18 protein-coding genes and 1 pseudogene are annotated in these 20328 nt (G+C 35.4%); 18 read left to right on the top strand and 1 reads right to left on the bottom strand.

What is annotated here, in order from left to right:
- Positions 1–1090: 1090 nt before the first annotated feature.
- Positions 1091–1525, top strand: a complete 435-nt coding sequence (mobA, locus tag ACN1CN_RS19435) for a conjugal transfer protein MobA (protein WP_419136933.1) — start codon at positions 1091–1093, stop codon at positions 1523–1525.
- A gap of 106 nt (positions 1526–1631) precedes the next feature.
- Here mobA and ACN1CN_RS19430 read toward each other — a convergent pair whose 3' ends face one another.
- Positions 1632–2000, bottom strand: coding sequence for a helix-turn-helix domain-containing protein (locus tag ACN1CN_RS19430; protein WP_017496777.1), 369 nt, complete (start codon positions 1998–2000; stop codon positions 1632–1634).
- A 616-nt stretch (positions 2001–2616) separates the two neighbouring features.
- Between ACN1CN_RS19430 and ACN1CN_RS19425 the strand changes: the two genes are divergently transcribed.
- From ACN1CN_RS19425 to ACN1CN_RS19345, 17 genes and pseudogenes are all read left to right on the top strand, one after another.
- Complete coding sequence (locus tag ACN1CN_RS19425) at positions 2617–3183, top strand: hypothetical protein (protein ID WP_419136931.1); 567 nt, start codon at positions 2617–2619, stop codon at positions 3181–3183.
- A gap of 4 nt (positions 3184–3187) precedes the next feature.
- Entirely contained in the window at positions 3188–4858 is a 1671-nt protein-coding gene (locus tag ACN1CN_RS19420) for a hypothetical protein (protein WP_419136929.1), read from the top strand.
- 143 nt (positions 4859–5001) lie between these two features.
- A complete protein-coding gene (locus ACN1CN_RS19415) occupies positions 5002–5919 on the top strand; it encodes a tyrosine-type recombinase/integrase (protein ID WP_419136927.1) in 918 nt (305 codons plus the stop codon).
- Positions 5920–5928: 9 nt separating this feature from the next.
- Positions 5929–6798, top strand: a complete 870-nt coding sequence (locus tag ACN1CN_RS19410) for a tyrosine-type recombinase/integrase (protein WP_419136925.1) — start codon at positions 5929–5931, stop codon at positions 6796–6798.
- A gap of 146 nt (positions 6799–6944) precedes the next feature.
- The gene (locus tag ACN1CN_RS19405) at positions 6945–8075 is read left to right on the top strand and encodes a DUF262 domain-containing protein (RefSeq protein WP_419136923.1); all 1131 of its coding nucleotides are present in this window, start codon (positions 6945–6947) and stop codon (positions 8073–8075) included.
- A complete protein-coding gene (locus tag ACN1CN_RS19400) occupies positions 8068–9183 on the top strand; it encodes an AAA family ATPase (protein ID WP_419136921.1) in 1116 nt (371 codons plus the stop codon). The genes ACN1CN_RS19405 and ACN1CN_RS19400 overlap by 8 nt, the downstream gene beginning before the upstream one ends.
- Before the next feature lies 1 nt (position 9184).
- Positions 9185–10072 (top strand): hypothetical protein, encoded by an 888-nt coding sequence (locus tag ACN1CN_RS19395; protein ID WP_419136919.1) that lies wholly within the window; start codon positions 9185–9187, stop codon positions 10070–10072.
- 192 nt (positions 10073–10264) lie between these two features.
- Positions 10265–10459: pseudogene (locus tag ACN1CN_RS19390) on the top strand (RHS repeat-associated core domain-containing protein); the annotation flags it as partial.
- 665 nt (positions 10460–11124) lie between these two features.
- Entirely contained in the window at positions 11125–11508 is a 384-nt protein-coding gene (locus ACN1CN_RS19385) for a hypothetical protein (RefSeq protein ID WP_419136918.1), read from the top strand.
- Positions 11509–12076: 568 nt separating this feature from the next.
- Positions 12077–12721, top strand: a complete 645-nt coding sequence (locus ACN1CN_RS19380) for a hypothetical protein (RefSeq protein WP_419136917.1) — start codon at positions 12077–12079, stop codon at positions 12719–12721.
- A 365-nt stretch (positions 12722–13086) separates the two neighbouring features.
- Complete coding sequence (locus ACN1CN_RS19375) at positions 13087–13575, top strand: tyrosine-type recombinase/integrase (RefSeq protein WP_419136915.1); 489 nt, start codon at positions 13087–13089, stop codon at positions 13573–13575.
- A gap of 183 nt (positions 13576–13758) precedes the next feature.
- A complete protein-coding gene (locus ACN1CN_RS19370) occupies positions 13759–14496 on the top strand; it encodes a hypothetical protein (RefSeq protein ID WP_419136913.1) in 738 nt (245 codons plus the stop codon).
- Between the two features lie 92 nt (positions 14497–14588).
- The gene (locus ACN1CN_RS19365; RefSeq protein ID WP_419136911.1) at positions 14589–15155 is read left to right on the top strand and encodes a hypothetical protein; all 567 of its coding nucleotides are present in this window, start codon (positions 14589–14591) and stop codon (positions 15153–15155) included.
- Between the two features lie 4 nt (positions 15156–15159).
- Entirely contained in the window at positions 15160–16842 is a 1683-nt protein-coding gene (locus ACN1CN_RS19360; protein WP_419136909.1) for a hypothetical protein, read from the top strand.
- 113 nt (positions 16843–16955) lie between these two features.
- Positions 16956–17873: a tyrosine-type recombinase/integrase gene (locus tag ACN1CN_RS19355; protein WP_419136908.1), complete on the top strand. Its 918-nt coding sequence runs from the start codon at positions 16956–16958 to the stop codon at positions 17871–17873.
- An 11-nt stretch (positions 17874–17884) separates the two neighbouring features.
- Positions 17885–18751 carry a tyrosine-type recombinase/integrase gene (locus ACN1CN_RS19350; RefSeq protein WP_419136907.1) on the top strand — a complete coding sequence of 289 codons (867 nt, stop codon included), beginning with the start codon at positions 17885–17887 and terminating at the stop codon, positions 18749–18751.
- A gap of 227 nt (positions 18752–18978) precedes the next feature.
- Positions 18979–19869 carry an RHS repeat-associated core domain-containing protein gene (locus ACN1CN_RS19345; RefSeq protein WP_419136906.1) on the top strand — a complete coding sequence of 297 codons (891 nt, stop codon included), beginning with the start codon at positions 18979–18981 and terminating at the stop codon, positions 19867–19869.
- The last annotated feature ends 459 nt before the right edge of the window (positions 19870–20328 follow it).

Below are 20328 nucleotides of genomic sequence, written 5' to 3'. Positions count from 1 at the left end.
GATGACAATAATCTTCCGATTGACTTCTTATGCCCTTTAATTTCGTCTCACAAACGCTTGTTTCAATATTTTTTTGGTTCATCATAATATTTTTCATTTTTTATTTGGATATAACTTAGGATGCCGTTGTCCCGCGACAACTTTTTAATAATGGATTTAAATTAAAAGGGTTGACACCCTTTTTTCTTTTCGATTGGTAGAAATAATGTTATTGAAAAACATTCTTAAAAGCAGGGATTATCGGAATCTGCTTCGATAATTAAGAACGGGAATAAATTTCGGCAGCCATGAAGGCTGCCCGGCGATGTCCTTTATAACTGAAAGGATTTCTATTGTAGATTAGATGGAGATTAAATAGGTATATTTCAGTGATATTATAGATTTCTGGAATGGTAGCTTGTGTATTTACTTACCTATGTATTTACGTATTCATGCATTCATGCTTTTACGCTTTTACGCTTTCATGCTTTCATGCTTTTATGTTTGTATGCTTTTATGTTTGCATGCTCTTATGCTTTTACGTTTGCATGTATTCACGTATGCACGCTTACATGTTTCCATGTATGCTAATCTGCAAGCCTGTAGTTAAATAGATATGCACTACTGTATAAAAGTAAATTTTTAAGCGCAATTGCGCAGGTATAATTAAATCTGTATAAACACCCAGAAAATATATTATTTCAAAAGAAAACAGAAAAACCGGAAAAAAGAAAAAGAAAGCAATTTTACAGGACGGGTTGTGGGCAGGCCAAAAGGAAACGGAATAAGTCCCGTAAGGGTGGATTGCGAGTATGCGAGCAAGACATTATGCCGTAGTCTTTTGGTTAGCCAAACAACCCGACCTACCTTCGTTTTCTTTTTATTATTTCTCTTTTATTGTTTTAGAAAAACATAAAATCAATCTGTACATAACCTTATACAATCCTGTCAAATGAAGCCATAAAATTCAATAGCTTATAATGCTTGTCGTGCCTTAATGGATGTTCTCTACCTGGACAGTAAAAGCCAAATACTTCCTTTTGGTTCTACGAATGCTAGCTGAAGAAGACTAGGAAGTAAATTTGCGTCTATAATACGAATTGATTTAAATATGGAAGGAAACAGTAATAACTCTCGTCAAAAAAAAGGCGGCAGGCATCTAAAGAAAGATCCTGCCGTTTTTCGCTATTCCATTAGCTTGAACGCTGAAGAAAATGCCCGATTTCTTTCCTTGTTTGAACATTCAGGAATGAATGTAATGGCACATTTTATAACTGCCTGTATCTTTCAAAAAACTATTAAAACAATAAAAATAGACAAGACCACCATGGATTATTATATGCGACTGACTACATTATACGGTCAGTTCAGGGCTATTGGCGTTAATTACAATCAAGTTGTTAAGCTATTGTATCGCAATTTTTCCGAAAAGAAAGCCGCCGCCTCTTTATACAAGCTGGAAAAAGAAACAATAGAATTAGCCGTTTTGTCCCAAAAGATGATACAGCTTACAGGTCAATTCGAAACAAACTACCTTAAAAAATAGCATCAGAAATGATAGAAATTATTAAACGATAGAATTATTTATAGAAGAGGATAATTTAATAGGTATGCTTTATTATAATCATCACTATTTAATAAGCTTAAGAGGGTTATTTTCTCCTTTCCGCTTCTAACAAACGCTCATAAAGCTTTCTGTTTTCTTCGTATGCCTCGATCAATTTATCTAAAGGATTAAATGTACAATTTGTATTAAACCCAGAACTCTGATCATTAAATGTATTAAAATAATTAATAACACCTTCCTCAGAAAAATTCTTTATAGCCTCAGTACTAACCCCCAGAGCCTTTGCCACTTCAATTAGTTTTTCTTCATCAATTGTCTCACTGTTTTCCATAATAGATATTGCCTGTTGGGTGGTTCCCAGTGCCTGTGCCAACGCATCTTGCTTAATATCGCGTAGTTCACGGATACGGCTGATTTTGCGTCCTATATGATTTGATTTTGTTGTCGTACTCATAAATTCAAAGGTAATCGTTAGTTATGATAATCTATGCAATGTAAAAAACATGATTTTCAATGTATCGTATATAAAAAAAGGATATGATACATCTGTGCGTTTTTTTTACTTGCCGGTCATTACAAAAATACAATTTTTCATTTATGTTCTACCGCAAATATTTAATTTATCCCATAAGGTCTCCGCCTCTCAATTCGTTTTACTCATGGATTAATAAAAATTGTTGCTCCTGTGCATTTTAATTTTGCTAGATAGCTGTCTTCAAGTTTTATTGAATTGTATTTCCCTTCTAAAAACATATTGTCTTATACATTACGCCATTAATAGACAAACTACGCCAACAATATCACTGTCGGGATCACTTCAAAGATGCATTTTTATATTTGTTAGAAGACAAATAAACGGATTGAAAAAAGACCATCCAAAATGGCTTTTTATTTTTAGCGGGCTGGTGAAGAAAGAAAAATGATTTCCCTTGTATTAGGCAATTACTATTTGTATTAATCAAAGGTTTTATCCAAAGTATTCCCATTCTCCTTTCCCTAAAACAACACAGTCCTGTAACGGCTACGGGTCACCTTACGGCCTGAAAATAATGGAAAACCATTAAATATTTATGGAAAATTTAGAAAGCCTTTTCCGCTCATTTGAAACAGGAATCCGAAGTGTCAAAGCCCTAAAGCCCAATGCATACCTCAAGGGTATCGGGTTGGATTATTCCCAGCTTAGGATTGGCTTTAACTCCGGACAGTTCCACCACCGTAAGCCGCAAGAGGTAAAAGATAACTTTGAAAGCTTGGGACTTCTTACCAAAAGTTATGCTCCGATTAGATGGGATACAGATATGACCTCCTATACTGTTTTCGGACGTTATGGTCTTATTTTTCCACTGCTGGACAAAGATAATGTGATTGTCAATTTTTTTGCCCTGCGGTTTGACCTTGACTCACCAAAAGAAGAATTCCTAAATGATAAAGGCATTTATCCTGCCTATCCGCATCCTCTGACCAAACGATTATTTATCGTGGGATCAGTTATTGATTGTGCCACCCTTCTTCAAAGCAAGGCACTTAACCAAAGAGAGGCGGTTATAGCACTACATGACGGAGAATTATTGCCACAACATCAACAAGCTATCAAAGCATTACATGAATTAGAAGCAATAATAATCATAAAGGGGTAAAACTATGGAAAAGATCAGATTACAAATGCAGCAGCTAAAACCCGATGTGCCCTTGTCAATGGTGGAATTGCCAGAAGGACACAGTCTCAATGACATTTGGGTCAATTATGGAACGGACGGAATACTGAAGCTTTTTAAAAATGCAGAAACTGAAAAATCAGGAGTCGCCTTGCAGGTACACAACGATTATAAAATTAGTTATAAGGGAACTACTGGAACATTTTATGTCGTAGGTAATCTACCGATGGACTTGGGAAATCTGAGGGTTTCACTCCAAATTGTAGAGACGGACACCCAAAAGAAACACCGGTTGAAAGTAGACTTATTTGACTTTTCAAATGTACAGAACCAGTGTACTGAGCTATCCGAAAAACAAGGTTTTGATTATCAGGAACTGGAAACGGATTTGGTACAGCTGACAGATCTTTTGGAACAGCATAGGGATTTACTTTTTGAGGCGGAGATCAACCCAGTAACGGATAAGTATTCCGAAAAGGAACTTACACCACAGGCACATGAAAAAGCCATTGCTTTTCTCTCCAAATCCAATCTGTTAGAGAATATCAATACACTTTTGGAACAAAACGGTATTGTCGGGGAAGAAGAAAACAGGCTGCTACTTTTTGTATTGGCTTCAAGCTATAAAATGCCGTACCTCATGCATGGGCTTGTACAAGGTTCCAGCGGTGAGGGAAAAAGCCACCTGATTAACGGAATTGCCCAGTGCATGCCTCAGGAAGATGTAATGAACATGACCCGCATTACCAGTAAATCGCTCTACCATTACAAGGACAAAGAACTTATTAATAAACTGATCGTGATTCAGGATTTTGACGGGCTGGATGAAGAAGCGCAGTATGCTTTTCGGGAAATGCAGTCCGCTAAATTTTTAACCAGTTCTACTGTGGTCAAAGATATTTTTGGTAATAACAGGGGTAGGATGAAACAGGTACAGGCGCACTTTGCAAGTTTGACCACAACCACTAAAGCGGAAGTATATTATGATAATATGAGCCGTTCGGTCATTTTAGGTGTGGATGAAAGCCAGGCACAGACGATGAGAATTATCGAAATTCAGAACAGAAAAATTGCAGGGAAAAGCAATAATGAAAATGAGCAGCAGGCAACACAGTTGCTTCGAAATACCATGCGTGTTCTGAAATCCTATGAAGTCGTGAACCCTTTTGCGGACAAACTCATGCTTCCCCTTGAAGCCAAGATGCTCAGAAGACTTAACAGTCAGTTCCAAAACTTTGTTTCACAGATTGCTATCCTGCACCAATACCAGCGAAAAACCGATGTACAAGGCAGATTGATTGCCACCAAAGAGGATATAAAATATGCTGTGGATATATTCTTCAATTCCATCATTATCAAAGTGGACGAACTCGATAAAAGCACAAGGCAGTTTTTTGAAAACCTCAAAGGCTATGTAAAGAGCCAAAAAAACGGCTCAATACACCGTTTTACCATTAGAGAGATTCGTCATAAGCTTAATATCAGTAAGACATCGGCATTTAGATATATGCAACTGTTACAGGAACTTGAATACATTCAGGCAATTGAAGGTTCAGTAAACAGAGGTTTTAAATATGTGATTGTCCACTGGGACAATATGGAAAAACTGAAAGATAGAATAAAGAAAGATCTGCACAAACAACTAGAAGCGTTTTAAAAAAATAAAAATGGAACGCCCCGGAACGCCAGCGGAACACCACAGCCCCAGTAAATACTACCAATACGATACTGGCGTTCCGTGTTCCACGCAGTGCGCAAGCGACCACTTAAAAATACCATCATTTAAGAACACTAAAAACAATGAAAAAGACCATACAAACCAAAGATTTTCAAAAACTTGCCAAGAGCTTTGACAGTTTTATAAAAGTCCGGAATTACAAATCGGGAAAAGGACGCATGTATCAAAACACCCTGACGGAATTTCTGACATGGCTCGAAGAAATAGGAATCAATAAGATTAAAGATGTAACGACCAAAGAAAGCGTGAAATATTATGAGTATCTCATTGCAAGACCAAAGCTACGGGGTGAAGGAACACTATCACAGCAAAGTATCAAGTTTCATCTTTTTGTACAGGGATTGTTCCTTGTGAACCTTATGGAAAACAAGGAAATTGAAAATGGGTATTATATACCTGCTTATAGTGGAGGTATTCAAAATCCCCGAAATGTCCTGAGCGTGGAAGAAATTAAAATCGTTTATCAAAACTGTGAAAATCAAATGGAAAAGGCTTTACTGTCTGTAGCCTATGGCTGCGGGCTTCGCCGATCAGAAATAAATGCGCTGGATTTAAGAGATATACAGTTAAACAGCGGAATGCTCATTGTCAGAAGCGGAAAAGGAAGCAAAAGACGCGAAGTCCCAATGAGCGATACCGTTATGAAATACCTCAAAAAATACATACTGGAAGAGCGCAATCAAAAGCTTGTTGGGAAAAGCCAAATGGAAGAGGCATTTTTTATCAATAGTAAAGGTAAACGAGCTACTGGCGAAAACCTGAATGAGATACTTAAAAAGATGATTGAGCAAACCCAAAAGTACGAACTGATTCAAAAGGATATTACCCTGCATTGCCTGCGTCACAGTATTGCGTATCATCTGGCGGAGAATAATGCAGGTATTGATTTTATACGCAGTTTCCTCGGGCATTCCGATATCAATACAACCTATATATATGCCATCAAAAACAAGAAACGAAAACCAATAGTAACCTTTTAAACAATTGTTATGACAAAACAAACACTGGAGCAATTCCTGCTCCAAAATTATAGTAAACAAACGGTGTCAAGCTATTTGTTTGCCATCAACCATTTTTTAAAATTAAACCCCAAAGCCAAGCGATACAAACACGAGAATATTGTAAAGTATATGGATGAAATTAGCTTAAAGCAGCCCAACAGTAAATATCGGGTTGTGATTTTATCAGCCATCAAAAAATATTATGATTATTTGGTTATGAGCGGTTACAGGACCGACCATCCATGCAAACGCCTGAATATTAAAGTGAACAGCAATCAGGCAATACAGGTGCAGGATCTGTTCAGTAGCTCGGAATTACAACTGCTCTTAGAAAGAGAAAACCGGTACAAGCATTTAGATATTAGAAATAACGTATTGCTGTCGCTTCTGATTTATCAGGGACTCACCAGCGATGACATTATAAAGCTTACGGTAAAAGATATTGATTTGGAGAATGGAACTATTTATATAAAAGCTTCCAATATGCTCAATAAGCGAACGCTGGAACTGGTATCAAAACAGATGATTTTATTCTCCAATTATATCAACCAAACGCGAGGTGAAATGCTGCGTTGTAAAACCGAGAAATTTATTATTACCAAGCTAGGCAAGCCTATTACAGTAGGCGGTATTCATGGAATGATTGATCCGCTCAGGGCATTGTTTCCCGACAGGAAACTTAATCCGCAGACCATCCGCATGAGCGTAATCTGCAACTGGCTCAACGAGAAAAAGATTACTTTAGAAAGGGCTCAAGAACTTGCAGGGCATAAATGGCCAGGAACTACAGAGAAGTATATTAAGGTAAACAGTTCTCAGCAAAGGGAAATGATCAACCGATATTTTCCTATGATTTAATTTTATTCGCTTTGTATAATTAGATATCATAACTTAGCGTAGATTTCTAGTTTTAAAAAAATGAGACTACGCAGAATCACATTGTTTCCTAACAATGTTTTTACTTAGATTTATTATTATAAATTTGTAATAAATAGTTTTAATTTATGGAAGAAAACGAAATAGAAGATAAAATTTTAGAGTTAGATAGCGACGACACTACGGATAGCTCCCGATCTAGTTTATATCCATATGAACCTACACTTAATGATTTAGATATGAGTGCAGAACAATTTTCTGTATTTGAATATTTGCGTCAAAAAGATAAAGGGAAAATTATCACACAACCTGATTTTCAAAGAAATTTGGTTTGGAAGGATAAGTCTAAATCTAAATTCATTGAATCTATACTGCTTAATTTCCCTATTCCTTTTATTTATTTAAATGAGATTCTTGAAAAAAAAGGAAATACAGCAGAATCAAAGTATATGATTATTGATGGACTACAAAGAACTTCAACTTTAGAATCTTTTTATAAAAACCAATTTAAATTAACCGATTTAGATGCTATTCCGCAATACAATGATTGTACATTTGAAATGCTACCCGAAATTTTACGAACAAAATTTGAGGATAAAAAGCTGAATATCTTTGTGTTAAAGCCATCTACTCCGATGGAGGTAGTCTACGATTTGTTTAATAGGATAAACACCGGAGGAACCCAATTAAATAGACAGGAAGTTAGAAACTGCATATATATTGGTAAATCTACAAAATTATTAAAAGAACTTTCAGAACAAGATTATTTCAAAAAAGCAATTTCTTATGGTGTAAGTCCTATACGAATGAAAGACAGGGAATTGATTTTACGATATATAGCATTTAATTACTTTGACTTTAAAAACAAATATGATGGTAATTTAAGTGGTTTTGTTGAAAATGCGATGAAAGAAATCAATATGTGGGATGATGAAAAAATAGGAAGAGTGGTGGTTGATTTTAAAAGAGTAATAGAATGGACATATAAAATATGGGCTGATAAAAATTTTAGAATAGCAACAGACAGAACTCGAGGAACTATCAATATGGCAATTTTTGAAACTATTTGTTATTCAATATCTACGATGTCTGATGATTTTATTAGTAGAAATAAAGCAATGCTTAAAAAAAATTATAATGAACTAATAAAAGATAATATTTATTATGATGCTGTAACTCGCTCTACCAATAGTAAAACGAAAGTAGATGACAGGTTTCGCTTAGCAGAGGAAATTTTAAAACAAAACACCCATGATTAACAAAGTTACACTTAAAAATTTCAAGTGTTTTAAAGATGAAACTACTTTTAAAACAAAAAGACTGAACTTATTAACAGGTATCAATGGGCGCGGAAAATCATCTTTATTACAGTCTATATTACTCATTACACAATCAAATTGGAATATCTGGGATAAAGAAGAAAATCCCATTTATCTAAATAGTTCTTATATAGAATTAGGCGGGTATGCTGATATTAAAAACAGCTACACTACTCAAAGAGAAATTAATATTGGTTTTGATATAAACATCGGAGTTGAAACAACAATTCAATACGTTATTAAAGAAAATGAACAAGATAACTTAACGTTAAATGCTAAACTATTTCTTGATAAAGAAATATTAGACGTTAAACAAGTTTCAACATTTTTTAAAAACATTCACTATGTATCAGCAGATAGAATTGGGCCAAAGAAATATGTAGAAAAGATTTCCATCCCTAAAAGCATTCATACCGGTGCTAAAGGAGAATATGCTATTAATGTGCTCTTCTATTCAGAGAAATTAGAGTTAACTGTAGATGAAAAATTATACTTAGGAAATGATTCTTATTCGATTGTAAAACAAACAGAAGAATGGCTAAATTATATTTTAGATGGTGCTCATTTAAATTTGATTGGAAAAGAGGACGAAAGTAGTGTTTTGAGTCTATTAATGAATAATAAGAAAGACGGCAAAACATACAAACCAATCAATATTGGATTTGGGTATAGTTATATTTTACCATTAATTATAACGGGATTGATATCCAAACCTGGAGAAGTTATAATCATAGAAAACCCAGAAGCTCATTTACATCCGAGAGCTCAATCTAGAATTAGTGAGTTTTTTGCTAGAGTTGCATCCACGGGAGTTCAGGTTTTTATAGAGTCTCATAGTGAACATATCTTAAATGGACTTCGAGTAGCATCACTAAATAAGAATATAGAAATAGATAATTCTGATATTAATATTTTATATTTTAATGAAGAATTTGAACATTATGAATTGCAAATTAATGAAAAAGGCAAAGTAGAGCATTGGCCAGCTGGTTTCTTCGATCAACAGGATATTGATATTTCTTCGATTTTTAAATATTCTCGTGATTGATATGAAAGCTACTTTTTTTATTATCCCCGAAAGTTTTAAATTTAATGGTGCTTCTCAAATAGAAATTGAACAAAAGATTGAAAATTTTGCAATTGATTTAAGAAGGATAAAAGGAGTTTCTGGAAATGAAATTTTTTGCCACCCAGATGTTTATAATATAGAAATTTTTGATAAAAAAACTATTAGCGATGTTCTTTATGATCCATCTATCCAATTAATTGATAGAGATATAATTCAACAATTAAGAATCATATGGGAATTACAAGAAACTACTGATTCAATAAAAGATATTTGTGAAGTTTACCTGCCAAATCATAATGTAGATGAATGTTACGGTTTAATTGCATTTAACCAGATAGAAAATGTTTCGCCTGAATATCAGCTAATTTACGGTATAGACAGTTGGTTTAATTTTAAAAGATTTTTTTTAGCTACTTACCCAAAAGATACTGATTTTTTCATTGAGGAATGTAAAATATATTTCGAAGCTTTGTTTTTTCACGAGGATAATAAAACTACTGTAAAAAAATTATTTCCGGATTGTGTGAAAAAATTGATTCACCATTTATCCGAATTGAATGATAAATTTCCACCATCAAAAACAAGTCCGTACAGTCGAGTAAATACATTGGCTAATTTTAATGTCATTTATAATCACGACGGACAATCTGCTTCAATAGAGGGAGACATAAGTAAAAAAAAGAAAATGACTTTTGCATTTATAAAAGCAGATGGAGAAGATGAAGATGTATACTGCGAAATACATTTAAAACTTAGTTTAGATGATAAGGGTGCTTTTAGCAATGATCGTAGAATCTATTTCCATGAAGGAAATAAAGATATTGAAAAAGGTAAAATTCTTATTGGTCATATTGGAAAACATCTTTAAAAAATATTCTAAAATAATAGTAAAGCCCTCAGATATGAGGGCTTTTTTTGTGGGATAAATTAGATTATATTTTTATTAGGAAAATAATTAAACTAAATCTACTTTCGTATTATTGAAAAATGTAATCGGACGTTCTTATATAGAGATTTTTTTACAAGGAGTTATTTTATATAAAAAAGGTTTGCAGAACCTTATAAGTATAAATTCAGCGGAAAAGAGCTGCAAGATGAGCTGGGACTTAACATGTACGATTATGGAGCGAGGAATTATGACCCTGCACTTGGTAGATGGATGAACATTGACCCGTTGGCTGAATTATCAAGACGCTGGTCTCCTTATAACTATGCCTACAATAATCCAAATTATTTTATCGACCCAGATGGAATGTTAGTTGATACATCAAAAATTAAAGAGGAAGGGAAAGATGATGGTAGTTCAATGGGGAAATACTTAGAAGAACAAGCTGAGATTTCAAATGAAAGCAATAAATCATTCAAAGCATATTTAGAATCTTTATCTAACGAAAGTGAAGAAGATGAGAGTGAGGATGAAGAGCCTGTTAGTCTCTTTTCTTCAGGAAATAATCGTTTTGATGGTGTTGTGAAATCAAGAAAATATAAAAAAGGCGATAGAAGTTTTACTGTTTTTGGTCATGGTGCTGTTCAGTTCATGTTTGATGAGCTAGGAAGATTCACTGTACGAAATGCAGAGGATTTTGATAAAATGATGAGTGCCTTGAATGACCAATGGGATGAAGCCAAAGGTAAAAAGGGAACAACATTATCTCTTTGGACATGTGAGTCTGCAAGAATTGGGAAAAATGGCTTAAGTTTGGCTCAAATGATATCAGAAGCGTATCCTAATATTACAGTGATTGGTGCAGATGGATACGTAAATTATAGGGAAATAGATAAAAATACTGGACCTTGTGAATATAAGATTTCAGGCGTATCTAAAGTTATGTATTCGGGTAAGAATGACGGTGATTTAGTAGCATATAAAAATGGTGTTGAAGTTAGTAGAAAAAATTTTTAGTTTAAAATAAATAAATTATGAAATCAAATATTATAATTGTTGTTATAATCTTAGCACTATTTTTTTCATGTAAAAAAAAGGAAGAGGCAAAAGTTAATTATACAGACGAAAACTCTGGGACTGTTTTTAGGGAAAAATTATCTAATCAAAAATTAATGGATAGCTTAGAAAAACTTGTTTTGTATAGTGGAGATACGCTTGCATATAATCAATTAAAAGGGATTCACTATATGGGAGAACAAAAGTTAGCAGGACTTTTGTATTATTCATTAATTATGTCTAATAAGTATCACTATAAAAAAGCATCCTATGATGTATTTGATATTCTTACATATGATGAAAAAGCTGTAGATGAAAAAACTAAAAAAATGGCTAATGAATACTTGGATATGAGTAAGTAATACAGGGTATCGTAAGATTAGAAACACGGAAATATATCAGATGGGTAGTGTACGTGACCGCTTAGATATATCAATAAAGTTAGATTTGTAATCCGTGCCAAAAAGAGAATCAAAAAGCCATTCCATAACGGAGTGGCTTTTGCTTTTATAGTACTTTAAGATGTACCAAACTGTTAAAATAGAATTCATGTTAGCCTGCAACTACTTGGAAGCCTCAATAGAATAGAAAAATGGAATTCAGAACATCCTCTCTCCCTGTATCGGCTGTTTCAGTACTAAATTTCACGATTTAAATCTCAAATTACCTCCCCGTACTATAAAATTGTGTACCTATTCCAACCGATACCATCCGTGTTTCAAGTGAAAACTCTACAGTTTTTCAAATTCTACTGACCAGTGTCTCATTTTGGAACACATATTTTCCCATCCAAAAAAATATTTTTGAAAAAAAAGTGCCAAAAAGCTACACTTTTCGAGATTCGTTAGTATTTATTGTAAAGATGCTTGACTAACCTCCTTGTATGGAGTTCCTGTATCTAACCATAACGAGATACTAACCAACTAAGAAATGAAATATGAAGATTTAAAGAAATTTATAAAAAGCACAAAATCAAGTAAAAGCACCATCTACCGATTTTACAAAAAGAATGAAGACTTATTTTTAGAAACTAAAAAGCCAAACAGAGAAAGACTTTTCCCCGTTGACCATGCAAGATACTTCGACAGTGAAATCATGTTCGATGAGAACAAAGCCCTCAGACAGGAAAACCAATCCATGAGAAACCTTATAGACTGTCTGGCTGATAAACAGAGCCTACAGCATACTTTCTGGCAGATGGACTGGAGTTTCTTTTTTACCGTAGCTTACAAAACAGACCGCAATAAGACCAGTTGTTTTAAGCAGATGCATGGACTCTATGATTATCTGAACCAAAAATACGGAGCATCAACAGAAATCCGACTGTTCTTTACTACTGAGCCGTTCCCAAATCGAAAAGGCTGTCACAATCATTTTGTTGTCTACATTGCTGATAAGAAGCTTTATGAGCAGATTGTAACGGATATTCAGGACTACTTCAACTACGACAGAACCGATGTAAGTATTTATGACCGATACAAAGCAGGATTGTTCTACATGTCCAAAGACGGTCTGAGCGGAGAAGACTGGGATTTTATCAGTAACAGCACAAACGCTACAGGCTATGAAAATTAAGCTTAAACTTTCTCAGCTCAAACAGGTATTGAGGTCACAACCGCTCAAACTGCCAATTAATTTTAAAAGGGAAAATTTTACCGACCATGAATTTTCAGAGTTTTCACGATTGATACAATCCAAAGAACGAGGCTAACGACCTCGTTTTTTTGTGCTCTGAAATGACCCGAAAAAGCTGTGAGCCCAGGAAATCCAGGATTTTTCTTGTTTAATCCAAAATAGACCTGGACATTTGTTTCACTTTTCCGCAGAAGTGAAAGCGACCATGTAAACCCAATGAAATCAGCGGTTTACGGAACATGGAGAATCGACCGCTTTCAGATACATATATTTAAGGTAGAAAAGTGAAACTAAAATCAAGAATTATGGCATTAAAAGGACAAAAGACAACAAGTGATTTTTTAGAGTGGGACAAGATGCAGACCATCGTTTTGAAACTGGAGCGGGACAATGACCTGAAATTTGCGCTACTCATTGCGACGGGTTCTTACATTGGACTGAGAATTTCAGACCTGCTTCAACTAAGATGGAATGAGGTTTTGAATCAGGATTACTTCACCATCACGGAAAAGAAAACCAAAAAGACCAGAAAAGTGACCATCAACCCAGAGTTGCAGACCATACTTAAAAGGTTGTTCGTTCACCTTCAAGCCAGCGAAACTGATTTGATGTTCGCCAACCGCTCAGGAGAAAAGCCGTTCAGTATCCAATATGTGAACAGCAAGCTGAAAGACATTTTTACCAAATATAAGGTCAGAGGTCAGTATTCCAGCCACTTCATGCGTAAAACACTGGGTCGCAGGGTTTGGGAAGTGAACAAGTACAGTGACCAAGCACTGCTATTGTTATCCTAACTGTTTAATCATTCTAACGTATCCACAACAAAAATCTACTTAGGTATTAGAGAGCAGGAAATCAGTAACTTATATTTAAACGTGTAAATTTAAGTGTTGTAAAATACAAATAAATCTGAAAATAACTTGTGTAATCCAAAAACATGTGTTACATTTGTAATGTAAATTTGAAAATACAACAATATGAGCGATAGTCAAAAACATTGGAGTAGTAAAATGTTAGTTCTTTTTGGAACATGGTTATGGAAGCATGACGAATATGGTCATGCCCTTTTATGTATCCATGGTGCGCAATGGGGACTTAAAATAGGAACTCTGCTCAGTATAACTTGGGATGATGTAGTTCAATATGAAGATGGTTTTTGTAAGCCTGAATTATGGCTATACAGGAAAGATGAATCTATACTACGACCGATTAATATTGATATGAATCAAAATATTGCAAAGGCATATGCTAAACTTCCTATCGTGAATTTTGAGGACAGTCTTTATATGAATTATAAAACAGGCAAGCCATTGACATCTTCAACGCTCAACAGAGAATTACAACGATTCAGCGAAAGATTTTTAGCAGAGATTAAAGAGAAAACATCTTTTGATTTTAATTTGAAGCCTTTAAAGACCAATGCTTTTGAAATTGCATGGGCATTGGATATGGTAAAAAAATACCATTACTCAAAACAAGTGTTTTCTGCTCTTTCAAGCCATATGGGGCATAGGACAATTGGAGATACGATTAAATTACTGGAAGTAGAGCCGACAGATAAGATTAAGTTTGATTTTGATAATATGAGAGACCTTGGTAAAATGTTAGAAGGGAATCTTTTTGATGATGCTGATACTCTTGCAAAATTCATTCACTTCGATATGTTTTTTGAAGGTGAAGAATGGGCTCCTGTTCTGCTTAAAAAAATAAAATAAACCCTACTTAAATAAAATATTTTTTTTCGACTTAATGCTCGAAGCAGGATACCTATGTCCATACGTTACCCAACTTAAAAAAAATAAAGCTTATGAAAAATACATTAGAAACACTTTTCCAGTCATTTGAAACTGGCATCAGAAGTTCCAAAGCAATAAAACCCAAAGACTACCTAAAAAACATAGGACTGGATTATGCAGAACTTAGAATTGGCTTCAATTCTGGACAATTCCATCATAGAGAAACCCAAGAGTCCAAAGATGAATTTGAAGCTCTAGGAGTGCTTAAAAAGAGTGATGCAGGTGTCAGACAGGAAGACCTGACAGCTTATACGGTGTTTGGCGGATATGGACTGATTTTTCCGCTCATGAACAAGGAAAACAGAATCGTAAATTATTTCGCTCTACGCATCAAGCTCGAAACAGTAAAAGAAGAATACCTCAACAGTGAAGGCATTTATCCAGCTTATCCCAGTCCGCTGACCAAACGACTCTATCTCGCTCCAACGGTCATCGACTGCGCCAGCCTTATGCAGTCCAAAGCACTGGAGAACAGGGATGCCGTTATGGCGATACACAACGGAGAGCTATTGCCACAGCACATTGAAGCCTTAAAATCACTGTACGAACTTGAAGAAATCATAATCATAAAAAACTAAGAAAATGCAAAACAACATAAGAACCCAGATACAGAACATCAGACCAGAATTGCCAGTAAGCATGATTCAGCTCCCAGACGGACATAACATGAACGATATGTGGCTGAATTACGGAACGATTGGAATTACTGACATGTTACAGAATCCAGTAAAAGAGAAGATAATCCCAACACTGGAGATTCTAAGCGACTACAAAATCAGTTACAAAGGAAAAACAGGAACTTTCTATGTGATTGGAAGCCTGCCGATGGATTTAGGAAACCTGAGGCTTACCATCCAGATAATTCCAAATGACAGCCAGAAAAGACTGCGTGTGAAGATTGATTTGTTTGACTTTACCAGCGTAGAGAATCAGTGCAGGGAACTCAGCGAGAAACACGGATTTGACAGCACGCTTTTGGAAGCTGACCTTTTGCAGTTCACTGACCTTCTGGAAGACTACAGGGAAAATCTCTTCAACACTGAAATGAATCCAGTAACTGACCAATATTCAGAAAAGGAACTCACACCGCAAGCCAGTGAAAAAGCAGTGCAGTTCCTCTCTAAACCCAAGCTTTTTGAAAGTATCGACAAACTGCTCGGACAAAGCGGAATTGTTGGAGAAGAAGACAACAGGATTCTGATGTTTGTATTGGCATCGAGCTACAAAATGCCCAATACCCTGCACGGACTCATACAGGGAAGCTCTGGAGAAGGCAAATCACACCTCATAAACGGAATTGCGCAGTGCATGCCTCAGGAAGACGTTCTTAACATGACCCGAATTACCAGCAAATCGCTGTATCACTACAGAGAGAAAGAGCTCATCAACAAACTGATACTCATACAGGATTTTGACGGTCTGGACGAAGATGCGCAGTTTGCATTCAGGGAAATGCAGTCTGCTGGATTTCTGAACAGCTCCACAGTGGTGAAAGACCTGCTGGGCAACAACAGAGCAAAGATGAAAAAGGTTGAAGCCCATTTTGCAAGTCTGACCGCCACGACCAAAGCAGAGGTTTATTATGATAACATGAGCCGTTCTGTAGTCTTGGGAGTGGATGAAAGCCTTGAGCAGACCCTTAGAATAATCACAGTGCAGAATCAGAAAAATGCAGGTATCAGCAACGCAGAGCGTGAACAGGAAGCCAGACAGTTACTGAGAAACTGCCTGCGGGTTCTAAAGAGCTATGAAGTCGTGAATCCGTTTGCCGATAAGCTTATGTTACCGCTGGAAGCCAAAATGCTCAGAAGACTCAACGCCCAGTTTCAGAGCTTTGTTGCTCAGATTACAATCCTGAACCAGTACCAGCGAAAAGCAGATGATAAAGGAAGACTCATAGCTACCGAAGAAGATGTGAGAAAAGCCGTTGAGATTTTCTTTAGTTCCATCATTATCAAAGTGGATGAACTGGATAAAAGCACCAGACAGTTCTTTGAAAAGCTGAAAGGATACCTCAGAAACCAGATGAGCGGAACAACGCACCGATTTACGACCAGAGAAATCAGACAGGAGCTTAATATCAGCAAGACCTCAGCCTTTAAATACATGCAGACCTTGCAGGAACTGGAATACATTCAGGCAGTTGAAGGCTCGCCAAACAAAGGATTTAAGTATGTGATAAGCTACTGGGATAATCTGGAAAAGATAAAAGCCAAGATTAAGGAAGACCTCAACAAACAATTAGACAAGCTGAAAAACACCTAAAAGAACACGCCAATCCCAGTAATTACTGGTAATATAACGCTGGTGTTCCCAGAATTGGAAAATGTGCATAAGGGAAGTTTTAAAATGATGATTAAAAAACAACAACAAAACCAATGAAAACAACAATACAGACCTCAAGATTTAAGAACCTTTTGAATGATTACGACCAATTTATCAAAGTAAGAAATTACAAGACTGGAAATTCCAGAATGTACCAGAATGCTGTATTGGAATTTCTTATCTGGTTGGAAGAATCAGGAATCACTATGATAAAAAGCGTTACAGGCAAAGAATCGGTGCGCTATTACGACCATTTAATCAGCAGACCCAAAAAGCGGGGAGCAGGAACACTGGCAGGAAAAACTATCAAATTTCATTTGTTTGCTCTTGGTCTTTTTGTTTTCAACCTTTTGGAGAACAAGCAGATTGAAAAAGCTTACTACGTTCCAAGTTACTCAGGAGACAGCGGAAATTCCAGAAATGCCCTGAGCGTTGAAGAAATCAAAATGCTCTATCAGCATTGCGAAAATGATTTACAGCGGGCTTTATTATCAGTGGCTTATGGTTGCGGACTTAGAAGGTCAGAATTAGTGGCTTTAAACACACGGGATATTCAGCTCTCAAAAGGAATGCTCATTGTCCGAGACGGTAAAGGAAGTAAGAGACGTGAAGTTCCCATGAGTGATATGGTTGCGGGTCACATCAAGAGATACATAGCCGAAGAGCGATATGAAAAGCTGAAAGGCAGTAACCAGAATGAAGATGCATTTTTTATTCATGATAACGGGAAGCGGATGAATGGCGAATACCTCAACGATACCTTAAAGAAAATACTGGAACAGACCAGCAATTATGAGCTAATCCAGAAGGACATAACGCTTCACTGCCTCCGGCACAGCATCGCCAGCCATCTGATGGAAAAGAACGCAGGTATTGATTTTATACGTGGTTTTTTAGGTCATTCCCAAATCAATACCACCTATATCTATGCTGTCAAGAACAAGAGAAGAAAACCTATTACAACCTTTTAAGCAACAAGCCTATGAATAAACTCAAAATTGAAGATTTCCTGCTCCAAAGCTACAGCGAGCAGACTGTAAAGAGCTACATGTTTGCCATTAATCACTTTTTAGTGATGAATCCCAAAGCCAAACGATACAAATACAGGAATATCGTTGAGTACATGGAACAAATCGGAAAGCAACAGCCCAATGCCAAATATCGGGTTGTTATCCTCTCAGCTATCAAGAAATACTATGATTATCTTGTTATGAGCGGATACAGAGAAGACCATCCGTGCAAGAAGCTTAATATCAAAGTCAACAGCAATCAGGCAGTACAGGTTCAGGATTTGTTCAGCTCAGAGGAACTTCAACTGCTTTTAACCCGTGAAAATCGATACGAGAATTTGGATACCAGAAACAACGTTCTTTTGAATTTGCTTATTTACCAAGGTTTGACCAGCGATGAGATTATCAGGCTCAATGTAAAGGATATTGATTTGGATGCTGGAACAATCTATGTCAAAGCATCCAGCAACCTCAACAGCAGAAGACTCCAATTGTTAGCCAAGCAGATACTTCTGTTCTCCAAGTACATCAACGAAGTAAGACCCAGAATGCTCAGAGGCACAACCGATAAACTCATCATTGGAAAACTGGGAAAGCCAATAACTGTTGATAGTGTCCATGCCATGATTCAGCCGTTAAAAGCATTGTTCCCAGATAAAAACCTCAACCCCCAAACTATCAGAATGAGCGTTATTTGCAACTGGCTCAACGAAAAGAAACTGCCTTTGGAACATGTTCAGGAACTGGCGGGTCATAAGTGGCCTGGAACAACGGAAAAGTATTTCAAAGCAGACAGTTTGCAACAGCGGGAGCTAATCAATAGATTCTTTCCAATTTAGCATCCATATTTTTAATATATCGGTTGTTAATTTACTAATCGAATCCAAAACCTATCATTGATTTGATAGGTTTTTTTTATGGCATATAGTTAGGAATTTCGTAAGATTACTTCTATTTTCGTCACGGAAAGTAAGTTCTTTGAATTACATAACGATTGGCAAAGCGCAGTAATTACGTTTAAGGAAAATTTGTAAATCCTTATAAGTATAAGTACAATGGTAAGGAATTGCAGGATGAGCTACAGCTTAATGTTTATGATTATGGTGCACGTAATTATGACACAGCCTTAGGCCGTTGGATGAATATTGACCCATTGGCAGAAGTTTCAAGAAAATTTAATCCATATACTTATGCTCTTAATAATCCAATATTTTTTATTGATCCTGATGGGATGAGTGATTTTAATTTTCAAACTGGACAATATGCAAGTGGCTCTTTTGAAGCAGCAATGTCTAAACAAGGATTGAATACTGATGGGAGCAAAAAAAATAAAAATAATGATACACCATCAGATGATATAACAGTTAACTCTTTTGGAATTGTTACTCATGTTATTAAAAATGGTAAACCAAATAGGTATTTTGATGAAGATGGAACACGATTATTCTTCAATGATCCTAAATTTGATAATATTTGGTTAAAAGAAATTAAAGAAGGTAGTAAGTTGTATACTCCAGTATCTAATGCATTTTTAGGAATTTTATTATCCCGAGGCGGATTTGTTCGAGACTATTTAAATATGTACACGGGTTCATATGTGAAAACAGGCCTTACATCATATACATCTGGAGATTTTGGTTTTAATCAATTAAGGGATATTTTCAACACCTATAGTACAGAATATGATGGTGTAAGTGAGGGCAATGGAATGTTTTTTAGAGTAACCAATCAGAAAAGCATCTATAATTTTGCTGATTTTGCTCAATTTGCGTGGGGAGCTTGGATGGGATATAATAAATACTCTTTGTTGGAAGCAAAAGCAGGCGCTCATGCAAATAATTTTTTATCCACTATTTTTTCAACTGATAGGAGTGGAGGATTCATGGATTCAGATGCTGATCAAAGAGCGATAAATAATGGACACAAATATTTTAACTATATAATGAATAGAAAATAAGAACATGAAAAAGAAATCAATTATTAATTTTTTTTTAGCTACTCTAATAATAATATGTGGATTGATTCAATTGCATTATTGTGACGAATATGATTTTTATCGGAGATTTAGAGCTGTTTTAGGGTATTTTTTAATTTTGCCATCAGCTATTTGGTCTTTTTTTTTAACAATAGATGTCTTAAAATTTTATTTAAAAAAAAGCAAGAAAAAAACATTTGTTCCATTATATTTATCAATTCCTTCTATTGTGCTATTATGTTATTTTATTATTTCCATATTAGTTATGACAATTATGTTAATACTTGGCAATTAGTAGTGTTTCAAAGTTAGTCATACAAGATTTTAGATTTCCAACGTATTAAAAATAAATATGATCAAAAAAACATAAAAGATGAGCATTACTGCTCATCTTTTATGTTTTAATATTACTAGTAATTTATCAACTGTGTGGTTTGATAG

This window comes from Flavobacterium sp. T12S277 (assembly GCF_048514875.1).
Classification (GTDB): Bacteria; Bacteroidota; Bacteroidia; order Flavobacteriales; family Flavobacteriaceae; genus Flavobacterium.
The sequence above is the reverse complement of the archived record's forward strand: the minus strand, read 5'-3'. Positions and strand labels throughout refer to the sequence as shown.

Excerpts from the sequence above, each read along its gene's own strand:
- mobA (WP_419136933.1), top strand. The coding sequence starts at position 1,091 with ATGGAAGGAAACAGTAATAACTCTCGTCAAAAAAAAGGCGGCAGGCAT.
- ACN1CN_RS19430 (WP_017496777.1), bottom strand. The coding sequence starts at position 2,000 with ATGAGTACGACAACAAAATCAAATCATATAGGACGCAAAATCAGCCGT.
- ACN1CN_RS19425 (WP_419136931.1), top strand. The coding sequence starts at position 2,617 with ATGGAAAATTTAGAAAGCCTTTTCCGCTCATTTGAAACAGGAATCCGA.
- ACN1CN_RS19420 (WP_419136929.1), top strand. The coding sequence starts at position 3,188 with ATGGAAAAGATCAGATTACAAATGCAGCAGCTAAAACCCGATGTGCCC.
- ACN1CN_RS19415 (WP_419136927.1), top strand. The coding sequence starts at position 5,002 with ATGAAAAAGACCATACAAACCAAAGATTTTCAAAAACTTGCCAAGAGC.
- ACN1CN_RS19410 (WP_419136925.1), top strand. The coding sequence starts at position 5,929 with ATGACAAAACAAACACTGGAGCAATTCCTGCTCCAAAATTATAGTAAA.
- ACN1CN_RS19405 (WP_419136923.1), top strand. The coding sequence starts at position 6,945 with ATGGAAGAAAACGAAATAGAAGATAAAATTTTAGAGTTAGATAGCGAC.
- ACN1CN_RS19400 (WP_419136921.1), top strand. The coding sequence starts at position 8,068 with ATGATTAACAAAGTTACACTTAAAAATTTCAAGTGTTTTAAAGATGAA.
- ACN1CN_RS19395 (WP_419136919.1), top strand. The coding sequence starts at position 9,185 with ATGAAAGCTACTTTTTTTATTATCCCCGAAAGTTTTAAATTTAATGGT.
- ACN1CN_RS19385 (WP_419136918.1), top strand. The coding sequence starts at position 11,125 with ATGAAATCAAATATTATAATTGTTGTTATAATCTTAGCACTATTTTTT.
- ACN1CN_RS19380 (WP_419136917.1), top strand. The coding sequence starts at position 12,077 with ATGAAATATGAAGATTTAAAGAAATTTATAAAAAGCACAAAATCAAGT.
- ACN1CN_RS19375 (WP_419136915.1), top strand. The coding sequence starts at position 13,087 with ATGGCATTAAAAGGACAAAAGACAACAAGTGATTTTTTAGAGTGGGAC.
- ACN1CN_RS19370 (WP_419136913.1), top strand. The coding sequence starts at position 13,759 with ATGAGCGATAGTCAAAAACATTGGAGTAGTAAAATGTTAGTTCTTTTT.
- ACN1CN_RS19365 (WP_419136911.1), top strand. The coding sequence starts at position 14,589 with ATGAAAAATACATTAGAAACACTTTTCCAGTCATTTGAAACTGGCATC.
- ACN1CN_RS19360 (WP_419136909.1), top strand. The coding sequence starts at position 15,160 with ATGCAAAACAACATAAGAACCCAGATACAGAACATCAGACCAGAATTG.
- ACN1CN_RS19355 (WP_419136908.1), top strand. The coding sequence starts at position 16,956 with ATGAAAACAACAATACAGACCTCAAGATTTAAGAACCTTTTGAATGAT.
- ACN1CN_RS19350 (WP_419136907.1), top strand. The coding sequence starts at position 17,885 with ATGAATAAACTCAAAATTGAAGATTTCCTGCTCCAAAGCTACAGCGAG.